Source organism: Streptomyces longhuiensis, assembly GCF_020616555.1.
In the GTDB taxonomy this organism is placed as follows: domain Bacteria; phylum Actinomycetota; class Actinomycetes; order Streptomycetales; family Streptomycetaceae; genus Streptomyces; species Streptomyces longhuiensis.
Genome location: NZ_CP085173.1, coordinates 8,298,554 through 8,325,238 on the forward strand (window position 1 = coordinate 8,298,554; position 26,685 = coordinate 8,325,238).

General features: G+C 71.4%; 26 protein-coding genes and 1 pseudogene. 16 read left to right on the forward strand and 11 right to left on the reverse strand.

What is annotated here, in order from left to right; translation table 11 throughout:
• The first annotated feature begins 89 nt into the window (after positions 1-89).
• From LGI35_RS37810 to LGI35_RS37825, 4 genes are all read left to right on the forward strand, one after another.
• Entirely contained in the window at positions 90-839 is a 750-nt protein-coding gene (locus tag LGI35_RS37810) for a LytR/AlgR family response regulator transcription factor (protein WP_116506063.1), read from the forward strand.
• Positions 840-953: 114 nt separating this feature from the next.
• On the forward strand, positions 954-1,301 hold the full coding sequence (locus LGI35_RS37815; protein ID WP_227300693.1) for a DUF485 domain-containing protein: 348 nt from the start codon (positions 954-956) through the stop codon (positions 1,299-1,301).
• Positions 1,298-2,833, forward strand: a complete 1,536-nt coding sequence (locus LGI35_RS37820; protein ID WP_227298905.1) for a sodium/solute symporter — start codon at positions 1,298-1,300, stop codon at positions 2,831-2,833. Before LGI35_RS37815 ends, LGI35_RS37820 begins: the two co-directional genes overlap by 4 nt.
• Complete coding sequence (locus tag LGI35_RS37825) at positions 2,830-4,029, forward strand: sensor histidine kinase (protein WP_227298907.1); 1,200 nt, start codon at positions 2,830-2,832, stop codon at positions 4,027-4,029. Before LGI35_RS37820 ends, LGI35_RS37825 begins: the two co-directional genes overlap by 4 nt.
• Before the next feature lie 22 nt (positions 4,030-4,051).
• Here the strand turns inward: LGI35_RS37825 and LGI35_RS37830 are convergent, their stop codons facing one another.
• Both LGI35_RS37830 and LGI35_RS37835 read right to left on the reverse strand, forming a co-directional pair.
• Positions 4,052-4,570, reverse strand: a complete 519-nt coding sequence (locus LGI35_RS37830) for a hypothetical protein (RefSeq protein WP_227298908.1) — start codon at positions 4,568-4,570, stop codon at positions 4,052-4,054.
• 145 nt (positions 4,571-4,715) lie between these two features.
• Positions 4,716-5,270, reverse strand: coding sequence for a sigma-70 family RNA polymerase sigma factor (locus LGI35_RS37835; protein ID WP_227298910.1), 555 nt, complete (start codon positions 5,268-5,270; stop codon positions 4,716-4,718).
• A 255-nt stretch (positions 5,271-5,525) separates the two neighbouring features.
• Between LGI35_RS37835 and LGI35_RS37840 the strand changes: the two genes are divergently transcribed.
• Positions 5,526-6,737, forward strand: coding sequence for a CapA family protein (locus LGI35_RS37840; protein ID WP_376569567.1), 1,212 nt, complete (start codon positions 5,526-5,528; stop codon positions 6,735-6,737).
• 153 nt (positions 6,738-6,890) lie between these two features.
• Here LGI35_RS37840 and LGI35_RS37845 read toward each other — a convergent pair whose 3' ends face one another.
• A complete protein-coding gene (locus LGI35_RS37845) occupies positions 6,891-7,352 on the reverse strand; it encodes a universal stress protein (RefSeq protein WP_227298914.1) in 462 nt (153 codons plus the stop codon).
• Between the two features lie 157 nt (positions 7,353-7,509).
• Here LGI35_RS37845 and LGI35_RS37850 point away from each other — a divergent pair, with 157 nt between their 5' ends.
• A complete protein-coding gene (locus tag LGI35_RS37850; RefSeq protein ID WP_227298916.1) occupies positions 7,510-8,322 on the forward strand; it encodes a polysaccharide deacetylase family protein in 813 nt (270 codons plus the stop codon).
• A gap of 21 nt (positions 8,323-8,343) precedes the next feature.
• Here the strand turns inward: LGI35_RS37850 and LGI35_RS37855 are convergent, their stop codons facing one another.
• Entirely contained in the window at positions 8,344-9,006 is a 663-nt protein-coding gene (locus LGI35_RS37855; protein ID WP_227298918.1) for a class F sortase, read from the reverse strand.
• A 286-nt stretch (positions 9,007-9,292) separates the two neighbouring features.
• Positions 9,293-9,547 (reverse strand): hypothetical protein, encoded by a 255-nt coding sequence (locus LGI35_RS37860; protein WP_116506045.1) that lies wholly within the window; start codon positions 9,545-9,547, stop codon positions 9,293-9,295.
• Positions 9,548-9,612: 65 nt separating this feature from the next.
• Between LGI35_RS37860 and LGI35_RS37865 the strand changes: the two genes are divergently transcribed.
• Entirely contained in the window at positions 9,613-9,825 is a 213-nt protein-coding gene (locus tag LGI35_RS37865) for a helix-hairpin-helix domain-containing protein (protein ID WP_227298920.1), read from the forward strand.
• A gap of 27 nt (positions 9,826-9,852) precedes the next feature.
• On the opposite strand, the gene LGI35_RS37870 is transcribed toward LGI35_RS37865, so the two are convergent.
• Both LGI35_RS37870 and LGI35_RS37875 read right to left on the reverse strand, forming a co-directional pair.
• On the reverse strand, positions 9,853-10,617 hold the full coding sequence (locus tag LGI35_RS37870; RefSeq protein ID WP_206302000.1) for a bestrophin-like domain: 765 nt from the start codon (positions 10,615-10,617) through the stop codon (positions 9,853-9,855).
• A 16-nt stretch (positions 10,618-10,633) separates the two neighbouring features.
• Positions 10,634-11,155 carry a hypothetical protein gene (locus LGI35_RS37875; RefSeq protein ID WP_227298922.1) on the reverse strand — a complete coding sequence of 174 codons (522 nt, stop codon included), beginning with the start codon at positions 11,153-11,155 and terminating at the stop codon, positions 10,634-10,636.
• A 261-nt stretch (positions 11,156-11,416) separates the two neighbouring features.
• Between LGI35_RS37875 and LGI35_RS37880 the strand changes: the two genes are divergently transcribed.
• The 4 genes from LGI35_RS37880 to LGI35_RS37895 all read left to right on the forward strand — a co-directional run bounded on the left by LGI35_RS37880 (position 11,417) and on the right by LGI35_RS37895 (position 16,335).
• On the forward strand, positions 11,417-12,370 hold the full coding sequence (locus LGI35_RS37880) for an SCO0930 family lipoprotein (RefSeq protein WP_227298924.1): 954 nt from the start codon (positions 11,417-11,419) through the stop codon (positions 12,368-12,370).
• 257 nt (positions 12,371-12,627) lie between these two features.
• The gene (locus LGI35_RS37885) at positions 12,628-13,440 is read left to right on the forward strand and encodes an SAM-dependent methyltransferase (protein WP_227298926.1); all 813 of its coding nucleotides are present in this window, start codon (positions 12,628-12,630) and stop codon (positions 13,438-13,440) included.
• Positions 13,437-15,581: a putative bifunctional diguanylate cyclase/phosphodiesterase gene (locus LGI35_RS37890; protein ID WP_227298928.1), complete on the forward strand. Its 2,145-nt coding sequence runs from the start codon at positions 13,437-13,439 to the stop codon at positions 15,579-15,581. The genes LGI35_RS37885 and LGI35_RS37890 overlap by 4 nt, the downstream gene beginning before the upstream one ends.
• 4 nt (positions 15,582-15,585) lie before the next feature.
• Complete coding sequence (locus tag LGI35_RS37895; RefSeq protein ID WP_227300694.1) at positions 15,586-16,335, forward strand: VOC family protein; 750 nt, start codon at positions 15,586-15,588, stop codon at positions 16,333-16,335.
• A gap of 124 nt (positions 16,336-16,459) precedes the next feature.
• Here the strand turns inward: LGI35_RS37895 and LGI35_RS37900 are convergent, their stop codons facing one another.
• A complete protein-coding gene (locus tag LGI35_RS37900; RefSeq protein ID WP_227298929.1) occupies positions 16,460-17,344 on the reverse strand; it encodes a LysR family transcriptional regulator in 885 nt (294 codons plus the stop codon).
• Positions 17,345-17,519: 175 nt separating this feature from the next.
• Between LGI35_RS37900 and LGI35_RS37905 the strand changes: the two genes are divergently transcribed.
• From LGI35_RS37905 to LGI35_RS37915, 3 genes are read left to right on the forward strand one after another with little or no spacing between them, the layout of a single operon-like run.
• The gene (locus LGI35_RS37905; protein WP_264484700.1) at positions 17,520-18,146 is read left to right on the forward strand and encodes a succinate dehydrogenase; all 627 of its coding nucleotides are present in this window, start codon (positions 17,520-17,522) and stop codon (positions 18,144-18,146) included.
• A 3-nt stretch (positions 18,147-18,149) separates the two neighbouring features.
• Positions 18,150-20,099, forward strand: a complete 1,950-nt coding sequence (locus tag LGI35_RS37910) for a fumarate reductase/succinate dehydrogenase flavoprotein subunit (RefSeq protein ID WP_227298933.1) — start codon at positions 18,150-18,152, stop codon at positions 20,097-20,099.
• Positions 20,096-20,842, forward strand: a complete 747-nt coding sequence (locus LGI35_RS37915; protein ID WP_116506030.1) for a succinate dehydrogenase/fumarate reductase iron-sulfur subunit — start codon at positions 20,096-20,098, stop codon at positions 20,840-20,842. The genes LGI35_RS37910 and LGI35_RS37915 overlap by 4 nt, the downstream gene beginning before the upstream one ends.
• On the opposite strand, the gene LGI35_RS37920 is transcribed toward LGI35_RS37915, so the two are convergent.
• Both LGI35_RS37920 and LGI35_RS37925 read right to left on the reverse strand, forming a co-directional pair.
• Positions 20,832-23,213, reverse strand: a complete 2,382-nt coding sequence (locus LGI35_RS37920; RefSeq protein ID WP_227298935.1) for an ATP-binding cassette domain-containing protein — start codon at positions 23,211-23,213, stop codon at positions 20,832-20,834. The two genes, LGI35_RS37915 and LGI35_RS37920, sit on opposite strands and share 11 nt — an antisense overlap.
• Positions 23,214-23,320: 107 nt before the next feature.
• Positions 23,321-24,307, reverse strand: a pseudogene (locus tag LGI35_RS37925) (LLM class flavin-dependent oxidoreductase); the annotation flags it as partial.
• 50 nt (positions 24,308-24,357) lie between these two features.
• Between LGI35_RS37925 and LGI35_RS37930 the strand changes: the two are divergent.
• Complete coding sequence (locus tag LGI35_RS37930; protein WP_423835781.1) at positions 24,358-24,855, forward strand: phosphatase domain-containing protein; 498 nt, start codon at positions 24,358-24,360, stop codon at positions 24,853-24,855.
• Between the two features lie 87 nt (positions 24,856-24,942).
• On the opposite strand, the gene LGI35_RS37935 is transcribed toward LGI35_RS37930, so the two are convergent.
• Entirely contained in the window at positions 24,943-25,158 is a 216-nt protein-coding gene (locus LGI35_RS37935; RefSeq protein ID WP_227298938.1) for a dodecin, read from the reverse strand.
• A 212-nt stretch (positions 25,159-25,370) separates the two neighbouring features.
• Between LGI35_RS37935 and LGI35_RS37940 the strand changes: the two genes are divergently transcribed.
• Positions 25,371-26,672 (forward strand): extracellular solute-binding protein, encoded by a 1,302-nt coding sequence (locus LGI35_RS37940; RefSeq protein ID WP_227298940.1) that lies wholly within the window; start codon positions 25,371-25,373, stop codon positions 26,670-26,672.
• Positions 26,673-26,685 lie beyond the last annotated feature (13 nt).

Below are 26,685 nucleotides of genomic sequence, written 5' to 3' on the forward strand. Positions count from 1 at the left end.
GCTCGCCCTCCCGTACGCACCCGGCCGCCGAATCACTCAAGTCCCACCAGGATTGGCCACCACGGGACAAGCACCTACACTCCAGCCGCATGCTGCGCGTACTGGCCGTCGACGACGAGGAACCCGCACTCGCCGAGCTGCTCTACCTGTTGCGGGCCGACCCGCGGGTGCGCGCCGCCGAGGGCGCCACCGACGCGAACGAGGCCCTGCGGCGCATCGGCCGCGCCCTGGACGCGGGAGGCGACGACGCCAACGCCATCGACGTGCTCTTCCTCGACATCCAGATGGCCGGGCTCACGGGCCTCGACGTGGCGCGGCTCCTCGCCGGGTTCGCCAAGCCACCGATGATCGTCTTCGTCACCGCCCACGAGGACTTCGCCGTGCAGGCCTTCGACCTGAAGGCCGTCGACTACGTCCTCAAGCCCGTGCGCAGGGAGCGCCTCGCGGAGGCCGTGCGGCGCGTCGCCGAACAGGCCGCCGTCGCCAGGCCCGCAGTGGACCTCTCCGCCGACCGGATCCCCGTCGAACTGGGCGGCGTCACCCGCCTCGTGGCCGTCGCCGACATCGCGTACGCCGAGGCCCAGGGCGACTACGCGCGCCTGCACACCGCTGACGCCAGCCACCTCGTGCGGATACCGCTGACCACCCTGGAGGAGCGCTGGCAGCCGTACGGGTTCGTCCGGATCCACCGCAGCCATCTCGTCGCCCTGCACCGCATCGACGAACTCCGCCTCGACGGCGGTGGCATGAGCGTGCGGATAGGCGACGCCGAACTCGCCGTGAGCCGCCGCCACGCGAGCCGCGTGCGCGAACTGCTCATGCGGCGCGCGGGCGGCTGACCGGAAACCGTGTGACCTGGGCCGATACCCGTCGACCCCTTCCGTTCGGCCCGCGTCCCCGCCTACACTCCGGCCGTGTCCGCCAGCGCTGAGCCCGCACCCCGCCGCGAGGTCGTGACCGGCGAGCCGCGCGCGGTGCGCCGGCTGCCCGGCCACCCCACCCAGTGGGAGATCGACGAACAGACGACGCTGGGCGCGGCCTACGTCCGCTCCCTGATGCGCAGTCAACTCCGCACCGGACTCACCGCGTTCGCGGTCCTCGCCCTCCCCGTGGTGACCCTGCCGCTCTTCTTCGACGCCCTTCGCAACGCCACCGTCGTCTGGATCGTCCTCGGCTTCGGCTGCTACCCGGTCCTCGTCCTCATCGCCTGGTGGTACGTGCGCCGGGCCGAGCGCAACGAACGCGACTTCGCGCGCCTCGTGCACGGCCGGGCCGTCCGCGACCGCCACGGGGCGCCGTGAACGAGGCGTACGCGATATCCGCCGTGGCCGTGGTCGTCCTGGCCACGGTCCTCATCGGCGGCTTCGGCCTGCGCATCTCCCGCACCACCTCCGACTTCTACGTCGCCTCGCGCACGGTCGGCCCCGGCCTCAACGCCGCCGCGATCAGCGGGGAGTACCTCTCCGCGGCCTCCTTCCTCGGCGTCGCCGGACTGCTGCTCGTGCACGGCCCCGACATGCTCTGGTACCCCGTCGGGTACACCGCCGGATACCTCGTCCTGCTCGTGTTCGTCGCTGCCCCGCTGCGCCGCTCCGGTGCCTACACCCTGCCCGACTTCGCCGAGGGCCGCCTGGAGTCCCGCAGCGTCCGCAGGGTCGTCAGCATGCTGGTGGTCGGCGCGGGCTGGCTCTACCTCGTGCCCCAACTCCAGGGCGCGGGGCTCACGTTGCAGATCCTCACGGGCGCGCCGCGCTGGTTCGGCGGGACGCTCGTCGCCGCCGTCGTCGTCCTCGCGGTCGCCGCGGGCGGCATGCGCTCCATCACCTTCGTCCAGGCCTTCCAGTACTGGCTGAAGCTGACAGCGCTGCTCGTACCCGCGTTCTTCCTGGTCCTCGCCTGGCACGGCGACGGCGGCGCCCCGCCGTCCGCCGACGGCGTGCCCTGGTCCGGCGCGGGCTCCGGGCAGCCGCTCGCCACCAGCCGCGCCGACCACCCGCTGTACGCGACGTACGGGCTCATCGTCGCCACGTTCCTCGGCACGATGGGCCTGCCGCACGTCGTCGTCCGCTTCTACACGAGCCCGAACGGCCGCGCGGCCCGCCGCACCACGGTCGCCGTGCTCGCCCTCATCGGGCTCTTCTACTGTCTGCCGCCGGTGTACGGCTGGCTCGGCAGCCTGTACGCGCCCGAACTGAGCGCCACCCAGGACGCCGACGCGGCCGTCCTGCTCCTGCCGGGGCGGGCCGTCGGCGGGCTCGGCGGGGACCTGCTCGGGGCGCTCGTGGCGGGCGGCGCCTTCGCCGCGTTCCTGTCGACCGCGTCGGGCCTGACGATGGCCGTCGCGGGGGTGCTCAGCCAGGACGTCCTGCCGGCCCGCGGCGTACGGCACTTCCGCCTGGCGACACTCCTCGCGATGAGCGTGCCGCTCGGCGGGGCGCTCCTGGTCAGCGGGGTGCCGGTGGCGGACGCCGTGGGGATGGCGTTCGCGGTGTCGGCGTCCTCGTTCTGCCCGCTGCTCGTCCTCGGCATCTGGTGGCGGCGGCTCACCCCGCCCGGCGCGCGGGCCGGACTGCTGCTCGGCGGCGGCTCCGCGCTCGTCGCGGTGACCCTGACCGTCGCCGGCGTCGCCCAAGGCGGCTGGCTGCACACGCTGCTCGCCTGGCCCGCCGTGTGGTCGGTGCCGGTCGGCTTCCTCGCCATGATCCTCGTGTCGCTCGCCACCCAGGACTCCGTACCGCCGCACACCAGCGCCACGATGACGCGACTGCACCTCCCGGAGGCGCTCAGCACACGCGGGACGATCACCACGGGCGAGCCGGGAGCCCGGCCGTGACCGCCACCGCCGTGCTGCTCGCCCTGTGCCCGCTCCTCCTCGCGGGCGGCTTCGTCCTCGGCCGGCGCACCGCGCACCCCGGGGGCCGCAGCGACGTGGGTACGCCGGTCGAGCGGGCCACCTTCGACACCCTGCACACCGCCTCGCTCGCCGCGCCGCCGCTGCGGGCCGGGCTCACCGAGGAGTCGGCACGCAGGTCGGCCCGCAGGCTGCGCACGCTCCTCGGCACCGACGCGCTCTGCCTCACCAACCGCACCGCCGTCCTCGCCTGGGACGGCGCGGGGGAGCAGCACGGCAAGCAGGTCATGGGGCACCTCGAGGGCCTGCTCGACACCGGGCGCAGCGCCGCGTTCGGCTGCGGATGCGACGCCGTCGACTGCCCGCTGCGCTGGGCCGTCGCCGCCCCGATCGTCACCGACGGACGGGTGCTCGGTGCCCTCGTCGCCTACGCGCCCCGCGAGTCGGCCGTCCTCGCCCGGGCCGCCGACGAGGTCGCCCGCTGGATCTCCGTACAGCTGGAGCTGGCCGAACTCGACCGCTCGCGCACCCGGCTCATCGAGGCGGAGATCAAGGCGTTGCGCGCGCAGATCTCGCCGCACTTCATCTTCAACTCGCTCGCCGCCATCGCCTCGTTCGTCCGCACCGACCCCGAGCGGGCCCGTGAACTCCTCCTGGAGTTCGCCGACTTCATCCGCTACTCGTTCCGCCGCCACGGCGACTTCACCACGCTCGCCGACGAGTTGCACTCCATCGACCAGTATCTGGCCCTGGTCCGGGCCCGGTTCGGCGACCGGCTCTCGGTCACGCTCCAGATCGCGCCCGAGGTGCTGCCGGTGGCGCTGCCCTTCCTGTGCCTCCAGCCCCTGGTCGAGAACGCAGTGAAACACGGCCTGGAGGGCGCCGTCACCCGCAGCCGCATCACGATCGGTGCCCGGGACGCCGGCGCGGAGGCGGAGGTCGTCATCGAGGACGACGGGGTCGGCATGGACCCGGGCGAGCTGCGCGCGATCCTGCGCGGCGAGGGCGGCACCTCGACCGGGATCGGTCTGTCGAACGTCGACGAGCGGCTCAGGCAGGTGTTCGGCGACGACTACGGCCTCGTCATCGAGACCGGCACCGGCGCGGGCATGAAGATCACCGTGCGGATCCCCAAGTACCGCGCGGGCGTGCACTCTTCAGGTGTGGAGGTCGACTAGCGGGCTCGCGGGCCGCAGGGCCTCAGAACAGATGGATCGCCAGATGGCCCAGCGGCAGCCCCAGCTGCCACGCCGGTGTCCACACCTGCGGCCCGTCGTCCTCCTCGTCGGGCAGCGGACCGCGGCCCGGCACGGAGTCGAGATCGGGCGCGAGCAGTTCCGTCTCCTCCAGCCACCGCCACGCCGCCTCGGCCAGTTCGAGGTCCGGCGAAGGTCTGTTCTCGTCGAGCGCCTGCGCGGCAAGGCGCGCCATGTGCTCTCGCACCCAGTACTGCCACGGCTGGTCGTAGGCCGTCAGCGACAGCCAGTTCTCCAGCTGGGACACGACCCGGATGCCGGACAGCTCGCCGTCCGTGTCCGACAGGAAGATCGTCAGTGCGAGTGCGTCGCGCCCGGCCCGGAACTCGAAGGACGTGGGCGGCATCAGATCACCGGTGCGCAGCAGCTCATCGGCGATGTACTCGGCGTACAACCACGCCATCGGCACCGTCAGTTCGCCGCCGCCGGCGCCCGATGTGCCTTCCTTGCTCCCGTGCAACATCCCTTCCTGCCTTCCTCCGGTCCGTGCGCTCCGCCGGCCCCCGGGCCCTCGCGCCCGACCGGGCAGGGGAGGACAGCGGATTACTCAATCGAGGACCGGGGCACCGGGCAAGGCGCTTTACCGAGGCTTGACCTGCTGTCCGGTTTCAATGCGGGCCGGCCGTGTTCGCCTCATAGCCCGGGAGCACCCTGCGCAGTGCGCGCAGCGCGTAGTACGCACGGGACTTCACGGTACCGGGCGGGATCCCGAGCGCGGCGGCCGCCTCGGCCACGGAGGCGCCCCGGAAGTACACGTGGAGGAGCACCGCCCGGTGCTCCGGGCTGAGCGTCGCCACGGCCTCGCGGACATCGAGCGCGGCCGCCGAGCGCTCCGCGTGGTCGGCGCAGACCCGCGCGCTCTCCAGGACCGTGCCGCCGATCTCCGGGGGCCGGGCGAGCCGTGCGCGCCGGGCGTCTATGGCGAGCCTGCGGCCGACGGTGAACAGCCACGGGCGCACGGACTCGTAGTCGGCGCGCAGCGCCTCCGGATGCTGCCAGGCGCGTACGAACGTCTCCTGGACCAGGTCTTCCGCCCGCTGCCGGTCGCCGTCGCACAGTCGCAGGAGGAAGGAGAGAAGCGGCCTGCCGTGCTCGCGCTGGAGCTCGGCCAGCACATGTTCTGCCGTGCGGTCGGGTCCTTCGGGCTTCATGGCGGTCGTCATGGCCGTATGGCAGCGCAGCGCGCGGCTCACGCCCAGAGCGTGGGCCGCGGTCTGCGACGGGCGGTCGATGCGGTCGGCGAGCGGTGCGGTGAACGGGGCCGACTGCCGCGGAACGTGACGCCGTTCCAGGGACCACGGCGGTATGGAGCCTTGACTCGGCCTGATGCTCGTACGTCTATGCCTATGTCGAAAATCACCATATTCACCGAATCGGGAGCTTGATCGATGGCGCAGCGCAGACGCGGCACAGGGCACATGGGACACACCCGGCACACGCACCGCACACGGCACGCACGGCAGGGCACGGTGCTCCTGGCCGCCGCGCTGATCGCGGCGGGCGCGGGCTGCTCCGCGCCCGAGGACGGCACACACCGCGCGGCCCCCCACGCCACCGGAGCCCCGGCGCCGTCGGCCGCGGGCGGCGCCACCGACGGGCAGCGCGGCTTCACGCTGGTCGCCTCCGGCGACGTACTGCCTCACGCGTCGATCATCAAGCAGGCGAAGACCGACGCGAGCGGCGACGGCTACGACTTCGCGCCGATGCTGTCCGCCGTGAAGCCGGTCATCTCCAAGGCGGATCTGGCGATCTGTCACATGGAGACGGTCTACGGCGCCGGCGGCCACTACACCGGCTACCCGACCTTCAAGTCCCCGCCCGAGGTTGCCAAGGGGCTGAGCGACACGGGCTACGACGCCTGTTCCACGGCCTCGAACCACGCCCTCGACGACGGCGCCGCAGGCATCGACCGCACCCTCGACGCCATGGACCGCGTGGGCATCCGCCACACGGGCTCGGCCCGCACCGCCGCCGAGGGCAGAAGCCCCGCGTGGCTGCGCGCCGGTGGCGCCAAGGTCGCGCACCTCGCGTACACGTACGACACGAACGGCCTCCCGATGCCCAAAGGGCGCCCGTGGGCCGTGAACATGATCGACCGTCAGAGGATCGTCCACGACGCGCGGGCGGCCCGGAAGGCGGGCGCGGACGTGGTCGTCCTCTCCCTGAACTGGGGCACCGAGTGGCAGGACGAGCCGGACGCGGACCAGCTGCGGCTCGGCGACGAGCTCACCGCGTCGCGCACGGGCGGCCGCCCCGACATCGACCTGATCCTCGGCACGCACGCGCACGTCCCGCAGGCGTACGAGAAGGTCAACGGCACGTGGGTGGTCTACGGCATGGGCGACCAGATCGCCGGCGACATGTTCAACGACGACGGCGCCCAGGACGCGCGCGGCAACGAGGGCACCATCGGACGCTTCACCTTCGCGCCGCCGGAGCGGCCCGGCGGGCGCTGGGAGGTGCGCAAGGCCGAGTTCATCCCGCAGTGGTTCAACCTCGGCTCGAGCCGCGTGATCAACGTCAACCAGTCCATCCACGACGGCCTCGGCCTGACGGACGTCCGCGACCGGATCAGTCGGGCCGTCCTCAGCCGCGGTGCGGCCAAGGACGGCCTGACGATGGGCCGTTAGACGACGGGCGGGTGGCACTCAGGACCTCGTCGCGCCGCGGGAAGGCGATGAGGTCGACCGAGAGGACGACCCCGAGCGCGGGCACCACCGGCATGACGGGCGTGCGGAACCTGCGGGGCGGGCACGCCCCAGGGGCCGTACGGGTTCGGGTGGTTACGGGACCACCGTGACGGGCCAGCGCCCTGCCTTCACCAGCCGGATCGCCACCGACCCGACGATGCGGTGTCCCGCCTGCTCGGACGCGCCGACGATCACGGCGTCCGCCTTCAGTTCGTCGGCGGCGGTGACCAGGCCGTTGTACGGGTCGCCGCGGAAGGTGTGGAACTCCCAGCGCACCTCGTATATGCCCTTCACCCGCTCGGCCGCCTCCCTGATCTCGGCGATCAGACCCTCGGCGATCTCGTCCGTGGTGTCGGCCACGGGGACGCCGAGCGCGGCGCCGGTGGCCATGATCGGCTGGATGTACACGACGGCCAGGAGAGCGCGCTGGCGTCGCGCGAGGCCTCCGGCGTAGGACGCGGCACGCAGCGAGGAGTCGGAGCCGTCCACTCCGACCACGATCACCTTGGGGCCGTCCGTACCGCGTTCGAACTGGTGTGGCTGCTCTGCGTTCACAGCGGTGAGGCTAGCGGAAACCCCAGGTCCGGCAGGCGTTGGGGCGAGCCTTTCCGTACGGGTCGGCCTCGGGCGCTGCTGGTCCCATCGGGTGTTTTCGGGAGGCGGAGCGGCGTTGGAATGCGGTCCGCGACGGGTGCCGTGCGACGCATTAGTCATGAAACCGGATCAGACCAATCCAGGGCGGCGGGCACTGTTCCGCGGCGTGGTGCTCCTCGGCCTCGGTGCCGTCGCCGGCTGCACCGGCCGCCCGGCCGCCCCTGCCGCGGGACCGCAGGCCGCGAAGGCGTTGCGGCCGTCCACGTACCGCCTCCAGCCCCTGGCCGGTTACGGTCCGCCGCAGGCGGCGTCCACCCGGCCGGCGGTACGGCACGAGCCGATCCTGCAGATGGACACCCACGACAGGACCATGGTCCTCACCTTCGACGACGGACCCGACCCGCTCTACACCCCGCACATCCTGCAGACGCTGCGTGAGTACGACGTCCGCGCCATGTTCTTCGTCTGCGGGGAACAGGTCGAGTGGAACAAGGACCTGCTGCGCGAGATGGCCGACGACGGTCACGTCGTCGGCAACCACACCTGGACGCACCCCCTGCTGACCGGCATGTCCCGCTCGGCGGTGCGCTCCGAGATCGAGCGGACCTGCGAGATCATCGACGACACGATCGGCGAGGCGCCCGCCTGGTTCCGTGCGCCGTACGGCGCCTGGAACCGGAATGTGTTCCGCATCGGCGCCGGGCTCGGCATGGAACCCCTCGCGTGGACCGTCGACACCAACGACTGGGAGGAGCCGGGCACCCGCTCCATCGTCCGGGCGGTCCGGGCCGGGGCGGCGCCCGGCGTGGTGGTCCTCAGTCATGACGCGGGCGGCAACCGCTCCCAGAGTGTTGCCGCCCTGCGCACCTATCTGCCGGAACTCCTCGACTCGGACTACCGCATCACGGTGCCCAGGCGCCGGGGAGTCTGAGCCGGGTTTTCGCCCGCCGGGTCAGCGCACCTCGACCAAGCGAGCGAAGACGACGACATTCCCGTCGTAGCCGTTCTGCTCGGAGAATCCGCCGCCGCACGTGATCACCCTCAGTTCGGGCGCTCCCTTACTGCCGTAGACGCGGTTCCCCGGGAAATTCGCCTTCTCGAAGACCTCGATGCCGTAGATCTGGAACACGGCGGTCTTCCTGTCCTTGCGCACGACCTGGACGCGATTTCCCTTTTTGAGCGAGCCGAGGCCGTAGAACACCGCGGGCCCCTGCTGGTTGTCGACATGGCCGACGACGACAGCGGTGCCCTTCTCGCCCGGAGTCACCCCACCGGTGAACCAGCCCGCGAGATTCGAGTCCTCGGCCGGCGGGGCCTCCACCCAGCCGTCCGGGTCGACCCCCACGGGCATGACCGGGGCATCCACCTGGATCGCCGGGATCTTCACCCGTTCCGCCACGGAGTACGGCAACGGCTTCGGCGCCTTCGCGCCGGGACCGGACGAGTCGCGGAGATCCGCTGCCGCCGCCGAAGCGGGCTGCGGGGGACCGAGGTCGAATTCCCCCGATCCATTGCGGATCAGCGCGAGTCCGGTGAGCAGAACCAGCGCGATCACGCCCCACGGCGCGCGCTTGCTCTGCTGACCCTCCTCGTCGGTCGGCTGGGACGAAGACATTCGTTCACCCCTCTCGACGCGGCGGCGAGACCGCGACAGTTGCGCTTACGAAAACGCTAAGCGCGGCGCAAGCGGCGGGCGACAGCGCAGGTGCGAACGGGTGGCGGCCGGAAGTGCGGTGCGCCATGAGAGTCCGTGGCGTCAAGAATTTCCTGACAGCCCGTGACCTGCGGCAATTTCCGCTCGTACGGAATTCCACCTGCGGTGTCCGAAACGCCGAAACGCCATGTGCGGACCCGGACGGCCGCGATCCGTGCGGGGCGAACGGGGCAACGGTGTGCGGCGGTCAGGCGACGGGGCGGTGCGGTGCCGGCTCGTCGGGTCCCGTCGTGTGCCAGACGTGCGGACCCGCACCGCGCCACTCGACCAGATGGGGATCGTCGAGCGTCATGTCGGACTCGCCGAGCCCCGCCGCGCGCAGCAGCCGGATCAGGTCCTGATCGCTGTGCGCGAGCCCGACGGCCCGCCCCCGCACGGTGACGTGCCGCCCGCCCTCGGGTGCGGGAGGGTGTACGACGATGGGGGTGTGCCAGGCAGTCATGGCACCAGAGTGCGTCGCCGGGGCGCCGGGCGCAGCCCGCGCCCCACCGGGAGAGGCAGGCAGTGATGACGGACGGAACGGCATCCACCGGGTTTCCGCACGGGATCGGCGCTCCGGCGCTTCGCGCGCTGAACGGGGCCGGGTACACGGAACTCGCCCAGCTCGCGGACGTGCCCGTGAACGAGCTGAAGGCGCTGCACGGGATGGGTCCCAAGGCGCTGCGGGTCCTCGGCGAGGCGCTGGCCGAGCGGGGGATGGCGCTGGGCGGGCCGCGCTGACCCGGAGGTGAGCGCGGCCCGCCGGTCTCACCCCCCGGCGTGCGGGAACAGCATGAGGAACGGTTCCACGGTGGCCGCGACCCCGCGGCTGTAGGGCGCGTCGAGGTCCCAGACCAGGAAGAGCAGGAACGCGATCAGGGCCGAGAAGAGCCCGGCGAGGATCAGTTCGCGTGCCGTCCGGCGGATCTGGAGCGCGAAGACCATGCCGATCGTGACGAGCCCTCCGGTGATGAGGCCGAACCACACGACGCCCGGCATCGTGGCGCCGGTGGAGTCCGCGCGCGCGTTGCGGGCGTCGTCCGCGGCGGTGATCTGGTCGAGCAGCGGCTGGTAGGCCTGCGCCTCGAAGTCGGTCTTCGGCTGGTAGTCGGTCACGTCGTGGCGCACCTTGTCGAGGAGCCGGGTGCCCTCGGCGGTGAGATGGCCCTGGTTCTTCATCGTGCGCCACTCGGTGGTGACGACATGGCTGACATAGGTGTCGACATCCGCGCGGATGCGGGTTCTGACCTCCGTCGGGTAGACGCGGACGCGTTCATGGACCTCGTGCAGGGCCTGCGCCTCGTTGCGCACGTGGTCCTGGGCGGCGCTGCGGCCCTCCCAGACACCCGCGATGGCGAGGCCCAGGACGATCGCGTACACCACGCCGATCATCATCGTCATGTACTCGATGACGTCCGGGGTCTCGCTCGGGTCGTCGTCGTCACCGATCCTGCGCTGCTGAAGGACGGTCACGGCGAGCACGACCGCGCACGCGGCCACCATCGCGAGGGTGAGAACAAGCCATTCCGACATCGGGACCTCCGGGCGGTCAGCGCGGGCGCAGCGCGGCTACGGCGAGCACCGCGGGCGCGGTGATGAGCAGGGTGAGCGAGACCAGGGAAGGCCCGCCGCTCGGCGGCGCCTTGCGGGGCGCGGGGCGGTATGCGGGATAACTCACCGGAGTCGGTGAGGGCTTGGGGCGCACCGTCGGCTTGGGCGCGGGCGGTGGCGGTGCCTTCACGGGCGGCGGCGGCGGCGGTGGCGGTGGCGGTGGTGGCGGTGGCGGTGGAGGAGGAGGCGGCGGTGGTGGTGGGGGCGGTGGCTTGGGGGCCGGGGGCGGCGCGGGCTTGCGCGGCGGTGGTTTGACGGGGCCCGCCCGGCAGACGACGCCGTCCCCGGCGCGGGCTATTGCGTCGCCGCCCTTGCCGATCGAGGCGTACGCGCAGTTGTCGGCCGGGGTCAGCGCGGCCGCCGTTGTGCCGGCCGCGGGCGAGCCCAGCAGCCAGGCCAGCGCGAGCACCGCCACCACCCGTGTGACCAGGGTCGACCTGGCCCCTCTGGATCCGTACACGACGGAGATCATGGGCGGCGGGAGGTGCCGCCACGCCCCGGCCGCCGAGGATTGGTCCGAAGGTGGGGAGATGGGGGGCGCCAGGTTTGCCCGCGGCCACCGGAGCGCACGCGTGACCGGCCCCGGATGCGTCCCACGCCCCCTCGTCAGAAAGAAATTTCCGGCCGCGTTGAACACATCCGCGGTCGCCGCGCGTACCTAGGGCCATGTGCGGCCCCTTCCGGGATCGCACAACACCCAAGCAAACAGCGGGAGTTGGCAATGAACACCTGGCGGAACGCCTCACTCGTAGCGACAGCTGCGGCCCTGCTGGCGCTGACGACGGCGTGCGGTCAGGACCAGGGCTATCAGTCGCCCAACGGTCAGTCCGTGGGCAACGCCGCTCCGGCGCAGGGCGGTTACGGCAACGGCGACGCGTACGGCAGCGGGGACGGCTACGGGGACGCGAAGGACGCGGGAGCGACCAAGGCGAAGCCGGCCGGGCAGCTCGCCACCTGGGACAGCAAGAAGCTCGGCCAGGTCCTGACGGACAGCGCGGGCTTCACGATGTACCGCTTCGACAAGGACACCGCGCAGCCGCCCAAGTCGAACTGTGACGAAGCCTGCCTCAAGGCCTGGCCCGTGGTGCCCGCGGACGGCGCCAAGGCCGCGCCCGGCGTCGACCAGTCGCTGCTCGGCGAGGTCACCGCGGCCGACGGCACCAAGCAGCTCACGATCGACGGCTGGCCCATGTACCGGTACGCCATGGACACCAAGCCGGGCGACGCGAAGGGGCAGGGCGTAGGGGGCGTCTGGTACGCCGCCGGGCCCGACGGCAAGAAGGCGAGCCCCGCCGCCGCGCAGCCCGCGGACCTGGCCGGCCTGTCCACACGAAAGGACCCGAAGCTCGGCGAGATCGTCGTCGACAAGAACGGAATGACCGTCTACCGGTTCCTCAAGGACTCGGCCTGGCCGATCAAGTCGAACTGTGTCGACACCTGCGCGGAGAACTGGCCGGCCGTCGCGCCCGTGGCGAAGAACGACACCAAGGGCATCCTCAAGAAGGGCTTCATGACGTACAACCGTCCCGACGGAGGCAAGCAGCAGACGATCAACTGCTGGCCGATCTACACCTACTCCGGCGACAAGAAGCCCGGCGACACCAATGGGCAGGGCGTGGGCGGCACTTGGTACGCCGCTGCGCCCGACGGAAAGCCCGTGGGAGCGCCCAAGTAGGGGTACCGCGTAGAGTCTGCGACGGATTTGGCGAATCGCCGGTCTGTTCCCCCCCCGTGATCACTCGGAGGGAACAGGCCGGTTCTTTTCCGTTGCGACAGAGAGGGTTTCGGGGTGATTTCGGATCATTGCCATTCGGCACTTGCCGGAGGCAGTGACCGAGAACGGACGGTCAATTTCCGTTTTGACTCGCTCCATTGGCGGGCGATCAGTAGCCTCAGCTCGAACACCGGCTCGCCTACGCCTTGGAGACATTGATGGAGCGTCCCGCCTGGGCCCCTCAGGGCATCGACATCTCGGTGCCCAGCGTGTCCCGGATCTACGACTACTACCTGGGCGGTTCGCACAACTTCGAGGTGGACCGGGAGGCGGCCCGCAAGGCGATGGAGTTCATGCCGGGGCTCCCGAAGATCATGCAGGCGAATCGTGCCTTCATGCGCCGGGCGGTGCGTTACGCGGTCCGGGAGGGCGTCACCCAGTTCCTGGACATCGGATCCGGAATCCCCACCTTCGGCAACGTCCACGAGGTGGCCCAGGCAGCCGACTCCGAAGCGCGCGTCGTGTACGTCGACCACGACCCGGTCGCCGTCGCGCACAGCCGGGCCGTCCTGGAGGGCAACGACCGCGCGGCCGTCGTGACCGCCGACCTGCGCAAGCCCCGGGAGATCCTGGCGGCACCCGAGGTCGGTGAACTCCTCGACCTGGACAAGCCGGTCGCCCTGCTCCTCGTCGCCGTCCTGCACTTCGTCGAGGACGCCGACGACCCGCAGCGCGCCGTCGCCGAACTGCGGGACGCCCTCGCGCCCGGCAGCCTCCTGATCGTCACGCACGCCGCGTACGAGGGCATCCCCGTGCCCGCCGCGCGCGCCGCCGGCACGGTCGACGTGTACAAGAACATCCGCAACCCGCTGATCATGCGCTCGCGCGAGGAGATCGCGCGGTTCTTCGAGGGATACGAGATGGTGGAACCCGGACTCGTGCAGATGCCCGACTGGCGGCCGGAGAGCGCGCCCGCGGACGAGGATCCCTATGCCTTCTCGGGCTGCGCCGGCGTGGGGCGCAAGGCGTGAGCGGCGAACCGGACGGGCCCGAGGACAGACTGCGCAGGTTCGCCACCATCTGGAGCCGGGCGATCTTCCCGGTGACGGCGACCTCCCTCACCCGGGTCGAGTTCGAGAAGGAACTCACGCCGCTCGCACGGCGGTTGCGGGACGCGCTCGGCGAGCGGGCCCTGGACGCGCCCGCGGCCCAGGCCGTCGGCGCGGCCCTGATCGGCGTGCACTGCACCGACCCCGAGGCGCTCACCCGCACCCTCGACGTCGTCGACGCCTACCTCGTCCTGTACTGCCGTCCCGACGAGGACCGGCGCGAGGACGAGCTGCGGGCGCGCTGCGCACGGCTCCAGCACGCCGTCGCGGCCGGTTTCGCCCAGGCCCTGCGCGAGCGGACCCTCGTCGAGCAGGAGGCCATCTCGCGGGCGGCCCTGAGCGCGCGCAGCGCGGTCGCCGAGGCCCTGCACGCGAGCGAGGCCCGGTTCCGCGCGGTGTTCCACGGCGCGGCCATCGGCATCGGCATAGCCGACCTCGAGGGCACGGTCCTGGAGGCCAACGACGCGCTGGTGCGCATGTTCGGCGGCGCCGAGAACCTGGTGCGCGGCCGCAACGTCGTCGAGTGGACCCACCCCGACGACGCCCCGCACGTGTGGCGCCTGTACGAGGAGCTGGTGCGCGGCGAGCGCGAGCACTACCGCGTGGAGAAGGCGTTCTACCGCCCCGACGGCACCGCCCTGTGGACGAACCTGACCGTCTCCCTCCTGCGGGACGCCGACGGAGTGCCGCAGTACCAGCTGGCGCTCATGGAGGACACCACCGAGCGCCGCCTCCTGAACCTGCGACTGCGCTACGAGGCCACCCACGACGCGCTCACCGGACTCCCCAACAGGACGCTGTTCTTCGAGCGCCTGGAGAAGGCGCTCGCGGCCGGTGACGGCATGCGCTTCGGCCTGTGCTACCTCGACCTCGACGGCTTCAAGACCATCAACGACAGCCTCGGCCACGCGGCGGGCGACCGGCTCCTCGTCGAGGTCGCCGACCGGCTCCAGGGCTGCGCCACCGCGCCCGGCGAGATGGTGGCGAGGCTCGGCGGCGACGAGTTCGTCGCGCTGACCACCGGCCGGGACACCGCGGCCGAGGTCGACGACCTCGCCGGACGCATCATGCACGCGCTGGCCGCCCCCATCCGGATCGACGGGCGCGAGCTGACCGTGCGCGGCTCCATCGGCATCGTGGAGGGGCCCGCGGCGGGCGAGCGCAGTCCCGCGGAGGTGCTGCGCAGCGCCGACATCACCATGTACCGCGCCAAGTCGGCGGGCGGCAACCGCTACGAGCTCGCCGACCCCGAGGCCGACGCGCGTGCCATCACCCGCCACGGCCTCACGACCGCGCTGCCCGCGGCCCTGGAGCGCGCCGAGTTCTTCATCGAGTACCAGCCGCTCGTGCGTCTCGGCGACGGCAGCGTGCGGGGCGCCGAGGCGCTCGTGCGGTGGCTGCATCCGCAGCACGGTGTGCTCGGCCCCGACCAGTTCATCCCGCTCGCCGAGGACACCGGACTCATCGTGCCGCTCGGGCGCTGGGTCCTGGAGGAGTCCGTGCGCCAGGCCCGGGTCTGGCAGGAGCGTTACGAGGACGCCGGGCCCCTGCGCATCAACGTGAACCTGTCCCCGATGCAGCTCACCCACCCGGGCCTCGTCTCCGACACCGTCGACATCCTGGAGCGTTTCGGACTCGAACCCGGCGCGCTCTGCCTCGAGGTGACCGAGTCGGCGCTGATCGGCGCCGACGACGATCTCCTCAAGCCGTTGCGGCGCCTCGCCGAGATGGGCGTGGACATCGCGCTCGACGACTTCGGTACCGGCTACTCGAACCTCGCGAACCTGCGCCGGCTCCCGGTGAGCGTCCTCAAGCTGGACCGCTCCTTCACGCAGGGCATGCAGCGGTTCCCCGCCGACCCCGTCGACCTGAAGATCGTCGAGGGGATCGTCGCGCTCGCGCACAGCCTCGACCTCTCGGTCACGGTGGAGGGCGTGGAGACGGGCGCGCAGGCCGAGCAGCTGCGCCACCTGGGCTGCGACACCGCGCAGGGCTGGTACTACGCCCGCCCGGGCCCGCCGGACCGCCTGCACGAGCTCGCCCTGTGCGACGCGACGGGGTGAGGGCCTGGTGATCCGCTGGGTGTACGCCTTCGTCGACCGGCCGGAGGCGTACTTCGGGGCGGCCTGCGGCTTCTGGACGCGGGTCACGGGGACGCGGCTGTCCGCGCCCCGCGGCGAACGCGACGAGTTCGTGACGCTGCTGCCGGACGGCTCCGCCGATCCGTACCTGAAGGCGCAGGCGGTCACCGGCACCGGAGGCGCACACCTGGACTTCGCGGTGGACGATCTCGCCCGGACGACGGGCCTGGCGCGACGCCTCGGCGCGACGCCCGTCCACACGGAGGACGGCTTGGAGGTCCTGCGCTCACCCGGTGGCCAGCTGTTCTGTCTGGTCCCGTGGTCCGGCGAGCACCGGCGCCCCGCCCCGGTCACGGCCCCCGACGGGTCGACGAGCCGCCTGGACCAGGTCTGCGTCGACCTGGCCCCGGCGGTGTACGAGGCGGAGATCGACTTCTGGACGACCTTCACCGGATGGGCCTCGGCGCCGGGCACGCTCCCGGAGTTCCACGTGCTGCGTCCGCCGGCGAACCTCCCGATCCGCATCCTGCTCCAACGCCTGGACGAGGCCCGCCCCACGGGCGCACACCTGGACCTGGCCTGCGACAACATCGAGGCGATCAGAGCCTGGCACGAAACCCTGGGCGCAACCCTGCAGTCCCAGGGCCCCCACTGGCAGGTCCTGCGAGACCCCGCAGGCAACACCTACTGCCTAACGGCAAGATCCCCAGAAACGGGCACCCTCCCGGCCCCGTAAGGGGCGCGGGGAACTGCGCGACAGGCCACGACGAGCCCGCGGCCGAAGAGCAGCGCCTTCAGGGGCGTCAGGGGCGCGGGGAACTGCGCAACAAGCCACAACGAGCCCGCACCCACACGCCCCCTCAACCCCGCTCCAAAAGCATCCGCTGCAACTCACGTGCAGCCCGAGGCGGAGCCACATCGCTGCGATGGGCCAGCGCAATGGTCCGGTGCAGCCCGGGACGGGCCAGCGGAGTCACCCGCAGATCGGCCCCCACCCGCGTCGCGACCATATGCGGCACGACGGCCACCCCGAGCCCCGCCCGCACGAATCCAAGGACGGCGTCCATCTCCCCGCCCTCCACCGCGAAATCCGGCTCGAACCCCTCCGCCCGGCACGCGGCAACGGTCAGTTCCCGCAGGTCATAGCCGTGCCGGAACATCACAAGGCGCTCACCCTCAAGATCGGAAATGCGCACGGACCGCCCCCGTCCTGGCCGCGGCGCGTCCGGCGACGACACGACCACCAGATCCTCCCGCAGCAGCTCCACCGTCGTCAGCGCGGGCGCCGGCGCGGGCAGCGGAAGCACCACGAGCGCCAGATCCAGCGCGCCGCGCGCGAGTTCGCGTACGAGGTCGTGGGAGCCGCCCTCCTCGATCATCAGGCGGATGCCGGGATACCGGTCGTGGAAGGTGCGCAGCACATCGGGCAGCAGGCCGGTGCACAGTGAGGGCGTGGCACCGAGCCGCACCCGGCCGCTCTTGAGCTGCGCCAGCTCGTGCACCTCCTGCCGGGCCGTGTCCGCGTCGGCGAGGATGCGGCGGGCCAGCGGAAGGAGGGCCTCGCCCGCGTCGGTGAGCGTGATGTTCCCGCGGGCGCGCAGGAAGAGATCCGCGCCCAGCTCCCGCTCCAGGGACCGGATCTGCTGGGACAGCGACGGCTGGGCGACATGGACCACTTCGGCGGCCCGGGTGAAGTGCCGGGTCTCGGCGACCGCGACAAAGTACTGGAGCTGCTGGAACTGCATGACCCCCACAGTAATCGCTCGATAGCCTGTGCCTATGGAAATGAGCCGGACCATGTCTTGGACCGATCGGGTCCTTCGGCTCTAGCGTGCGTGACATGGCTCTGGCAACACGGACGGACCGACGGCCGTCCATGAGCGTACGCTCTGGGACTCGTCCGTCGGCAAGAAGACAGTGATGGCCGTGAGCGGCCTGATCATGCTGCTCTACTTGGTCGTCCACATGATCGGCAACCTGAAGATCTTCTTCGGGTCGGGCGAGTTCAACCACTACGCCCACTGGCTGCGCACCGTCGGTGAGCCGTTCATGCACTACGAGTGGACGCTGTGGCTCGTCCGCGTCGTGCTCGTGGTCGCGGTCGTCGCGCACGCCACGTCCGCGTACCAGCTGAGCCGCCGCGACATCAAGGCCCGCCCGGCCAAGTACGTGCACAAGAAGGCCCGTTCGAGCTACGCCACGCGCACCATGCGCTGGGGCGGCATCATCCTCGCGCTGTTCATCGTGTGGCACATCCTCGACCTGACGACCGGCACCGCGCACCCGGGCGGCTTCCAGTCGGGCCACCCGTACCAGAACGTGATCGACACCTTCTCCACCTGGTACGGCAACGTCGTCTACATCGTCGCGATGCTCGCCCTCGGCCTGCACGTCCAGCACGGCTTCTGGAGCGCGGCGCAGACCCTCGGCGTGGGCAGCGCGACCCGCGACCGCGTCCTGAAGACCATCGCCAATGTTCTCGCGCTGCTGCTCACGGCCGGCTTCATTGCCGTACCCGTGGGCGTCATGACCGGAGTGGTGAGCTGACCCATGAATTCCTACGCGGAGTACGCGACCGGTGAGCCGGTCGTCGACACCAAGGCCCCCGAGGGCCCCGTCAACGAGCGCTGGGACACCCGCCGCTTCGAGGCGAAGCTGGTCAACCCGGCCAACCGCCGCAAGCACACCGTGATCGTCGTCGGCACCGGCCTGGCCGGCGGCTCCGCGGGCGCCACGCTCGCCGAACAGGGCTACCACGTCGTCCAGTTCTGCTACCAGGACTCCCCGCGCCGCGCCCACTCGATCGCCGCACAGGGTGGCATCAACGCCGCGAAGAACTACCGCAACGACGGCGACTCCGTCCACCGCCTGTTCTACGACACCGTCAAGGGCGGCGACTTCCGCGCCCGCGAGTCGAACGTCCACCGCCTCGCGCAGATCTCCGTCGAGATCATCGACCAGTGCGTCGCCCAGGGCGTCCCGTTCGCCCGCGAGTACGGCGGCCTGCTCGACACCCGCTCCTTCGGTGGCGTCCAGGTCTCCCGTACGTTCTACGCCCGCGGCCAGACGGGCCAGCAGCTCCTCCTCGGCGCTTACCAGGCGCTGTCCCGGCAGATCGCCGCCGGGAACATCGAGATGCACGCCCGCACCGAGATGCTCGACGTGATCGTCGTCGACGGCAAGGCCCGCGGCATCGTCGCCCGCGACCTGATCACCGGGAAGATCGACACGTACTTCGCCGACGCCGTCGTCCTCGCCTCCGGCGGCTACGGCAACGTCTTCTACCTGTCGACGAACGCCATGAACTCCAACGCGACCGCCGTGTGGCGGGCGCACCGGCGCGGCGCCTACTTCGCCAACCCGTGCTTCACCCAGATCCACCCCACGTGCATCCCGCGCACCGGCGACCACCAGTCGAAGCTGACGCTGATGAGCGAGTCGCTGCGCAACGACGGCCGGATCTGGGTCCCGAAGGCCAAGGGCGACGACCGCCCGGCGAACAAGATCCCCGAGGACGAGCGCGACTACTACCTGGAGCGCATCTACCCGTCCTTCGGCAACCTCGTGCCCCGCGACATCGCCTCGCGCGCCGCGAAGAACGTGTGCGACGAGGGCAGGGGCGTGGGCCCCGGCGGCCAGGGCGTGTACCTGGACTTCGCCGACGCGATCAGCCGCATGGGCAAGAAGGCCGTCGAGGAGAAGTACGGCAACCTCTTCGACATGTACGCGCGGATCACCGCGGAGAACCCCTACGAGGTGCCCATGCGGATCTACCCCGCCGTGCACTACACGATGGGCGGCCTGTGGGTCGACTACGACCTCCAGACCACGATCCCGGGCCTGTTCGCGGTCGGCGAGGCGAACTTCTCCGACCACGGCGCCAACCGCCTGGGCGCGAGCGCGCTCATGCAGGGGCTGGCCGACGGCTACTTCGTGCTTCCGTCGACCATCAACGACTATCTCGCGCGCAACCCCCACCACGATGAGGTGAGCGCCGAACACCCCGTCGTCCAGGAGGTGCTGGCCGAGACCGAGGACCGGATCAACCTCCTCCTCGCCGTCGACGGCGACCGCACCCCCGACTCCTTCCACCGTGAACTCGGCGAACTCATGTGGGAGTTCTGCGGCATGGCCCGTACGGAAGAAGGCCTGCGCAAGGCCCTCGACCGGATCCCGCAGATCCGTGAGGAGTTCTGGCGCCGCATCAAGGTGCCGGGCACCGGCGAGGAGTTCAACCAGTCGCTGGAGAAGGCCAACCGCATCGTCGACTACCTGGAGCTCGCCGAGCTCATGTGCCTCGACGCCCTGCACCGCGCCGAGTCCTGCGGCGGCCACTTCCGCGAGGAGTCCCAGACCCCGGACGGCGAGGCCGCCCGCCGTGACGAGGAGTTCTCCTACGCGGCCGCCTGGGAGTTCACCGCCACCGGCGACGCCCCCGTCCTGCACAAGGAAGACCTCGTCTTCGAGTACGTCCACCCCACTCAGCGGAGCTACGCATGAAGCTCACCCTGCGCGTCTGGCGCCAGAAGAACGCCGACGCCGAAGGCGCCATGTCCACGTACGACGTGGACGGAATCTCGCAGGACATGTCGTTCCTGGAGATGCTCGACACGCTCAACGAGGAGCTCATCCTCAAGGGCGACGACCCCGTCGCGTTCGACCACGACTGCCGTGAGGGCATCTGCGGGGCCTGCTCCCTCGTCATCAACGGCGACGCGCACGGCCCCGAGCGGACCACGACCTGCCAGCTCCACATGCGGTCCTTCCAGGACGGCGACACCATCGACATCGAGCCGTGGCGCGCCTCCGCCTTCCCCGTGGTGAAGGACCTCGTCGTCGACCGCACCGCCTTCGACCGGATCATCCAGGCCGGCGGCTACATCAGCGCGCCGACCGGGGCCGCCCCGGAGGCACACGCGACGCCCGTGCCCAAGCCCGACGCGGACTTCGCGTTCGAGCACGCCGAGTGCATCGGCTGCGGCGCGTGCGTGGCGGCCTGCCCGAACGGCTCCGCGATGCTGTTCACCTCGGCGAAGGTCAACCACCTCAACGTCCTGCCGCAGGGCGCGCCCGAGCGCGAGACCCGCGTCCTCGACATGGTCGGGCAGATGGACGCCGAGGGCTTCGGCGGCTGCACGCTGACCGGCGAGTGCGCGACGGCGTGCCCGAAGGGGATCCCGCTGCCGTCGATCGCCGCCATGAACAAGGAGTGGCTGCGGGCGACCCGCAAGGTCAGCCGCTGACGGAAGCGGAGTCCCGGCGGGCGAGGGCGCGGGCCAGATAGGGGGCGGTGCGGCTGTCCCCGGCCCGCGCCACCTCCGCGGGCGGGCCCTGGGCGACGACGTGTCCGCCCTCGTCGCCCCCGCCGGGCCCCATGTCGATGACCCAGTCGGCGCCGCCCACGACCGTCATGTCGTGCTCGACGACGACCACGGAGTTGCCCGCGTCGACGAGGCCGTGCAACTGCCGCATCAGGACCTGGGTGTCGGCGGGGTGCAGCCCCGCCGTCGGCTCGTCGAAGAGATAGAGGGTGTGGCCGCGCCGCACCCGCTGCAACTCCCCGGCCAGCTTGATGCGTTGGGCCTCGCCGCCGGACAGTTCGGTGGCGGGCTGCCCGAGCCGCAGATAGCCGAGGCCCACGTCGAGGAGCGTGCGCAGACTGCGGACGACGGCCGGGGCGTCGTCGCCCGCCTCCTCGAAGAACGCGGCGGCGCCCTCCACGGTCATGTCGAGAACCTCCGCGATGTTCCTTCCCCGGTAGGCGACTTCCAGGGTCGGAGGGTTGTAGCGCGCGCCGCCGCAGTCCGGGCAGGGCGCGTAGGTGCTGGGCAGGAAGAGGAGCTCGACGCTGACGAAGCCCTCGCCCTGGCAGGTCTCGCAGCGGCCCCCGGCCACGTTGAACGAGAACCGCCCCACGCCGTACTTGCGGGCCTTCGCCGCGTCGGTGGCCGCGAACACCTTCCGTACGACGTCGAACAGGCCCGTGTACGTGGCCAGGTTGGAGCGCGGCGTGCGCCCGATCGGCTTCTGGTCGACGACGACGAGGCGGCCCACGCCCTCCAGTTCCTCCGTGATCGAGCCGATGAGCGTGGACTTCCCGGACCCGGAGACGCCGGTGACGGCCGTGAACGTGGAGAGCGGTACGTCCACCGACACGTCTCGCAGATTGTGCCGGGTCACCGGGCCGACCTTCAGCCACCCGCGCGGCTCCCGCACCGTGCGCACGGGCGTCCTCTCGCGGCCGAAGAGGAATCGGGCCGTCGCCGAGTCCGCGACGGACGCCAGATCCGCTACGGGACCGCTGTGCAGGACACGGCCGCCGTGCTCGCCCGCGAGCGGGCCGACGTCGACGAGCCAGTCGGCCTTGCGGACGACATCCATGTGGTGCTCGACGACGAACACCGAGTTGCCGGCCGCCTTGAGCCGGTCGAGGACCGTGAGGAGCGACTCGGTGTCGGCCGGGTGCAGCCCCGCCGACGGCTCGTCGAGCACGTAGACCACGCCGAAGAGACCGGAGCGCAACTGCGTGGCCAGACGCAGGCGTTGGAGCTCACCGGCCGAGAGCGTGGGTGTGGCGCGGTCCAGGCTGAGGTAGCCGAGGCCGAGCTCGGTGACGGTGGCGATGCGGGCCAGGAGATCGCCGGTGAGGACCCGCGCGGTCTCCGAGGCGTCGCCGGGGGCGTCGAAGATCTTCGCAAGGTCCGCGAGCGGCAGATGCGCGAGATCCGCGATGGTGCGGCCGCCGAACGTCACCGCGAGCGACTCGGCCCGCAGCCGCGCCCCGCCGCACACCGGACACGGCGCGCTGTCGAGGAACCGCTCGGCCTTCGTGCGCAGCGTCTGGCTCTTGGAGTCCGCGAACGTCTTGAGGACGTAGCGGTTCGCGCTCATGTACGTGCCCTGGTACGGGCGTTGGATCCGGCCCGCGTCCCGCACCGGGTGCACGGTGACGACCGGCTGGTCGTCCGTGAACAGGATCCAGTCCCGTTCGTCCTGCGGCAGTTCACTCCAGGGCCGGTCGACGTCGTACCCGAGGGCGTCCAGGACGTCGCGCAGGTTCTTGCCCTGCCAGGCGCCCGGCCACGCGGCGATGGCGCCGTCGCGGATGGAGAGGGTCGCGTCGGGCACCAGCAGCGCCTCCGTCGTGCGGTGCACCACCCCGAGCCCGTGACACTGGGGGCACGCCCCGGCCGCCGTGTTCGGCGAGAAGGCGTCCGAGTCGAGCCGCTCCGCGCCGGGCGGGTAGTCGCCCGCCCGGGAGAACAGCATGCGCAGCGAGTTCGAGAGCGTCGTCACCGTGCCGACGGAGGAGCGGGAGGTGGGGGAGGAGCGGCGCTGCTGGAGGGAGACGGCCGGCGGAAGCCCGGTGATCTCGCCGACCTTGGGGGCGCCCACCTGGTGGATGAGACGGCGCGCGTAGGGGGCCACGGACTCGAAGTAGCGGCGCTGCGCCTCGGCGTAGATCGTGCCGAAGGCGAGAGAGGACTTCCCGGAGCCGGAGACCCCTGTGAAGACGGCGAGCACGTCGCGCGGGATGTCGACGTCGACGCCCCGCAGATTGTGCTCACGGGCGCCTCGCACGCGGACGAACGGATCGTGGTCGGGTTCGTGCATGGGGCGGGCTCCGTACGGCGGCTCGGAAGCGGTGTCAGGAAGGGGCAGGTGGAGGCGGGAAGGGGCAGGAGGGCAAACCCCACGATTCTAAGCCGCGCCAGGCCCGCGACCCGGGCGAGCCTCCGGAAGGAGTCCCGGAGGCCGTCCCGGTCGTACGAGCTGGTCGTGACCAGGACCTCCTGCGCGCCGCTCTCCTTGATCAGGGTCTCCAGCTCGTCCGCGACCTGGTCCTCGGTGCCCGCGATGTGGCCGCGCAGCCCGGACTCGTAGAAGTCCCGCTCCTTCGCGGTCATCGTCAGCGCCTCCACGCGCTCGGCGGGCGCCAGCGGCGGGAACGTGCCGTGGGTACGGGAGTACGCCATGGACCAGGCCTCCGGGATCAGCAGGCGGTGGGCCGCTTCCGGGGTCCCGGCGACCGCGACCGTCCCCGAGACGACGACGTACGGTTCGCTCGTCCACGTGGACGGCCGGAACGTCGCGCGGTAGTGGTCGATGCCGCGCAGCATCCTCTCGCGGTTCCTGAGGTCGCCGATCACCATCGGGAGTCCGGCCTCGGCGGCGATCGTCGCGCCCTCGCCCATGGCCAGGACGAACGGCGGCACCGTCAACCCGTCCGAGGGGCGTGCGCGCACCCCCGTCGCGGACGTGCCACGGAAGAACGCGAGCAGTTCGGCGAGCTGCCCCGCGAAGTCGTCGGCGTCGTCCTTGTCCCGGCCGAGCGCCTTGCGCACCCCGCCGGTGAAGCCCACCGAACGGCCGAGGCCCATGTCGATCCGGCCGGGGAACAGCGACTCCAGGACCCCGAACTGCTCGGCCACCACCAGGGGTTGGTGGTTGGGCAGCATCACGCCGCCCGTGCCGACCCGGATGGTGCGGGTGGCGGCGGCGACCGCAGCGGCGAGGACGGTCGGGGCGGATCCGGCGACGCCCGGCACCCCGTGGTGCTCCGCCACCCAGACGCGGTGATAGCCGAGCCCGTCGAGCTCCCGCGCGAAACGCACGGTGTCGCGCAGCGCCTCGGGACCGTCGTACCCCTCACGGGTGCGCGAACGGTCGAGGACGGAGAACCGGGTCGATGCGATCACTGAGCTCACACACCGTTCAACGTCTGCGCCGCGCCAGGATTCCCTACGCTTGGCGTGTGATCGACAACAGTGGACCGCTCGCCAGACCCGTCGCCGTGTTCGACCTCGACAACACCCTCGCGGACACGGCCCACCGCCAGCGCTTCCTGGAGCGCACCCCGCGCGACTGGTCGGCCTTCTTCGCGGCCGCGCCCGACGATCCGCCGCTCGCGCGCGGTGTCGAGCTGGTGCTGGAGAGCGCCCGCGAGTGCGAGGTCGTCTATCTCACAGGCCGGCCGGAGCGGTGCCGCGCCGACACCGTGGCCTGGCTCGCCGCACAGGGCCTGCCCGAAGGGCGCGTCTGGATGCGCCGCAACGACGACCGCAGGCCCGCGCGCCGCACCAAGCTGGAGACGCTGCGCACGCTCTCCGGCGGCCGCGAGGTCCGCGTGCTGGTCGACGACGACGAGCTCGTGTGCGACGAGGCCGAACGGGCGGGCTTCACCGTCGTACGCGCCCGGTGGGCGAGCGGGTCCGAGGCGCTGAAGGACGCCCAGGAGCGAGAGGGCCGGACCTGAGCGGACCGCGCGCGCGGGTTCAGTGCCGGACTTGAGCGGACCGGGCGCGCGGGTTCAGTGCCGGACCCGAGCGGATCCGGCGCGCGCTCAGGCCTCGTCCTCCAGTCGGAAGCCGACCTTCAGGCCGACCTGGTAGTGCTCGATCTGCCCGTTCTCGATGTGGCCGCGTACCTGGCACACCTCGAACCAGTCCAGGCCGCGCAGGGTCTGCGAGGCGCGGGCGATGCCGTTGCGGATGGCCTGGTCGACTCCCTCCTGGGAGGTGCCGACGATCTCTGTGACCCGGTACGTGTGATCGGACATGAAGGCCTCCTCGGCCCGTGCGGTGGACGTCTCTCCACGGTGCCTCAGGTCACCGCGGACCGCGAGCGAGAGGGCGGATGTTCGACTTACCGGCCGTCACCCCCTTGACCGTTCGATTGGTCCATACCAAAATCCAGCCACACCCGTGCGAGCGTCACGCTCACCCCCACGTCGGGCCGCCCCTCCCTGTCCGCAGGCAGAAAGTGACCCACGTGAAGTACCGCCGCACCGCCGCGTCCCTCATCCCCCTCACCCTGTCCGCCGCGCTGCTCACGGGCTGCGCCTATCTGCCGGGCGGGGGCGACGAGCAGCGCACGGTGACCGTCTGGCTGATGAAGGACAGCGCGTCGGACGCGTTCCTGAAGCGGTTCACGAAGAGCTTCGAGGACAAGAACCCCGGCCTGCGCCTCGACATCCGAATTCAGGAGTGGACCGGCATCGGCGAGAAGGTGAGCGCGGCCCTGGGGCAGGCGAAGGGCGACCCGGCCGGCGAGAAGGCGGCGGACGGACCGGCTCCCGACGTCATCGAGGTCGGCAACACCCAGGTCCCCCAGTACGTCGACGAGGGCGGACTGCTCGACCTCAGCCTGGAGTCCGCGCGCGACTTCGGCATGGAGGACTGGCTGCCCGGACTAGCCGAGCCCGGCATGTTCCACTCACGCCAGTACGGCATCCCCTGGTACGCGGCCAACCGGGTGGTGATCTACAACAAAGACCTGTTCGCGAAGGCGGGCATCAAGCGGCCACCGCGCACCCGCGCCGAGTGGCTCGACATCACGCGGCGCCTGAACAGCCACGGTGACCAGGGCATCTACCTCGCCGGCCAGGACTGGTACACGCTCGCCGGATTCATCTGGGACGAGGGCGGCGACCTCGCCACGGAGGACGGCGGCATCTGGGAGGGCAGCCTCCAGTCACCGGCGGCACTGCGCGGCATGGAGTTCTACCGGCAGCTCCAGGCACTCGGCCGGGGCCCCAAGGACGCCGACGAGGAACACCCGCCGCAGTCGGGCGAGTTCGCGAAGGGCGACGTCGGCCAGATCGTCGCCGTGCCGGGCGTCGCCCAGGCCGTCGAGCAGCAGAACCCCGAACTCAAGGGAAAACTGGGCTACTTCCCGATCCCGGGCAAGACGGCGGCCAAGCCGGGGTCTGTCTTCACCGGCGGCTCCGACCTGGTCGTGCCCGAGAACACCGACGACCGCGACGGAGCCGTCGCGGTCGTCAAGGCCCTGGCCGGCGAGAAGTGGCAGAAGGACCTCGCCAGGACCATGAACTACGTGCCCAACAAGACGACGCTCAGCGACGCCGTCGCCGACGAGCCGGGCGTGGCCGCGATGGCGGCGGGCGCCGCACGCGGCCGGGCCACGCCCGTGTCCCCGCTGTGGGCGAGGGTCGAGGCCGACAACCCGATCAAGGCGTACATGTCGAAGGTGCTCGCCGGGGCCACCCCGGCCGAGGAGGCCAGGGCGGCTTCCCGCCGGATCACCAAGGAGCTGGACGCCAGCGGGCCGTGACCCGATCGCCGCC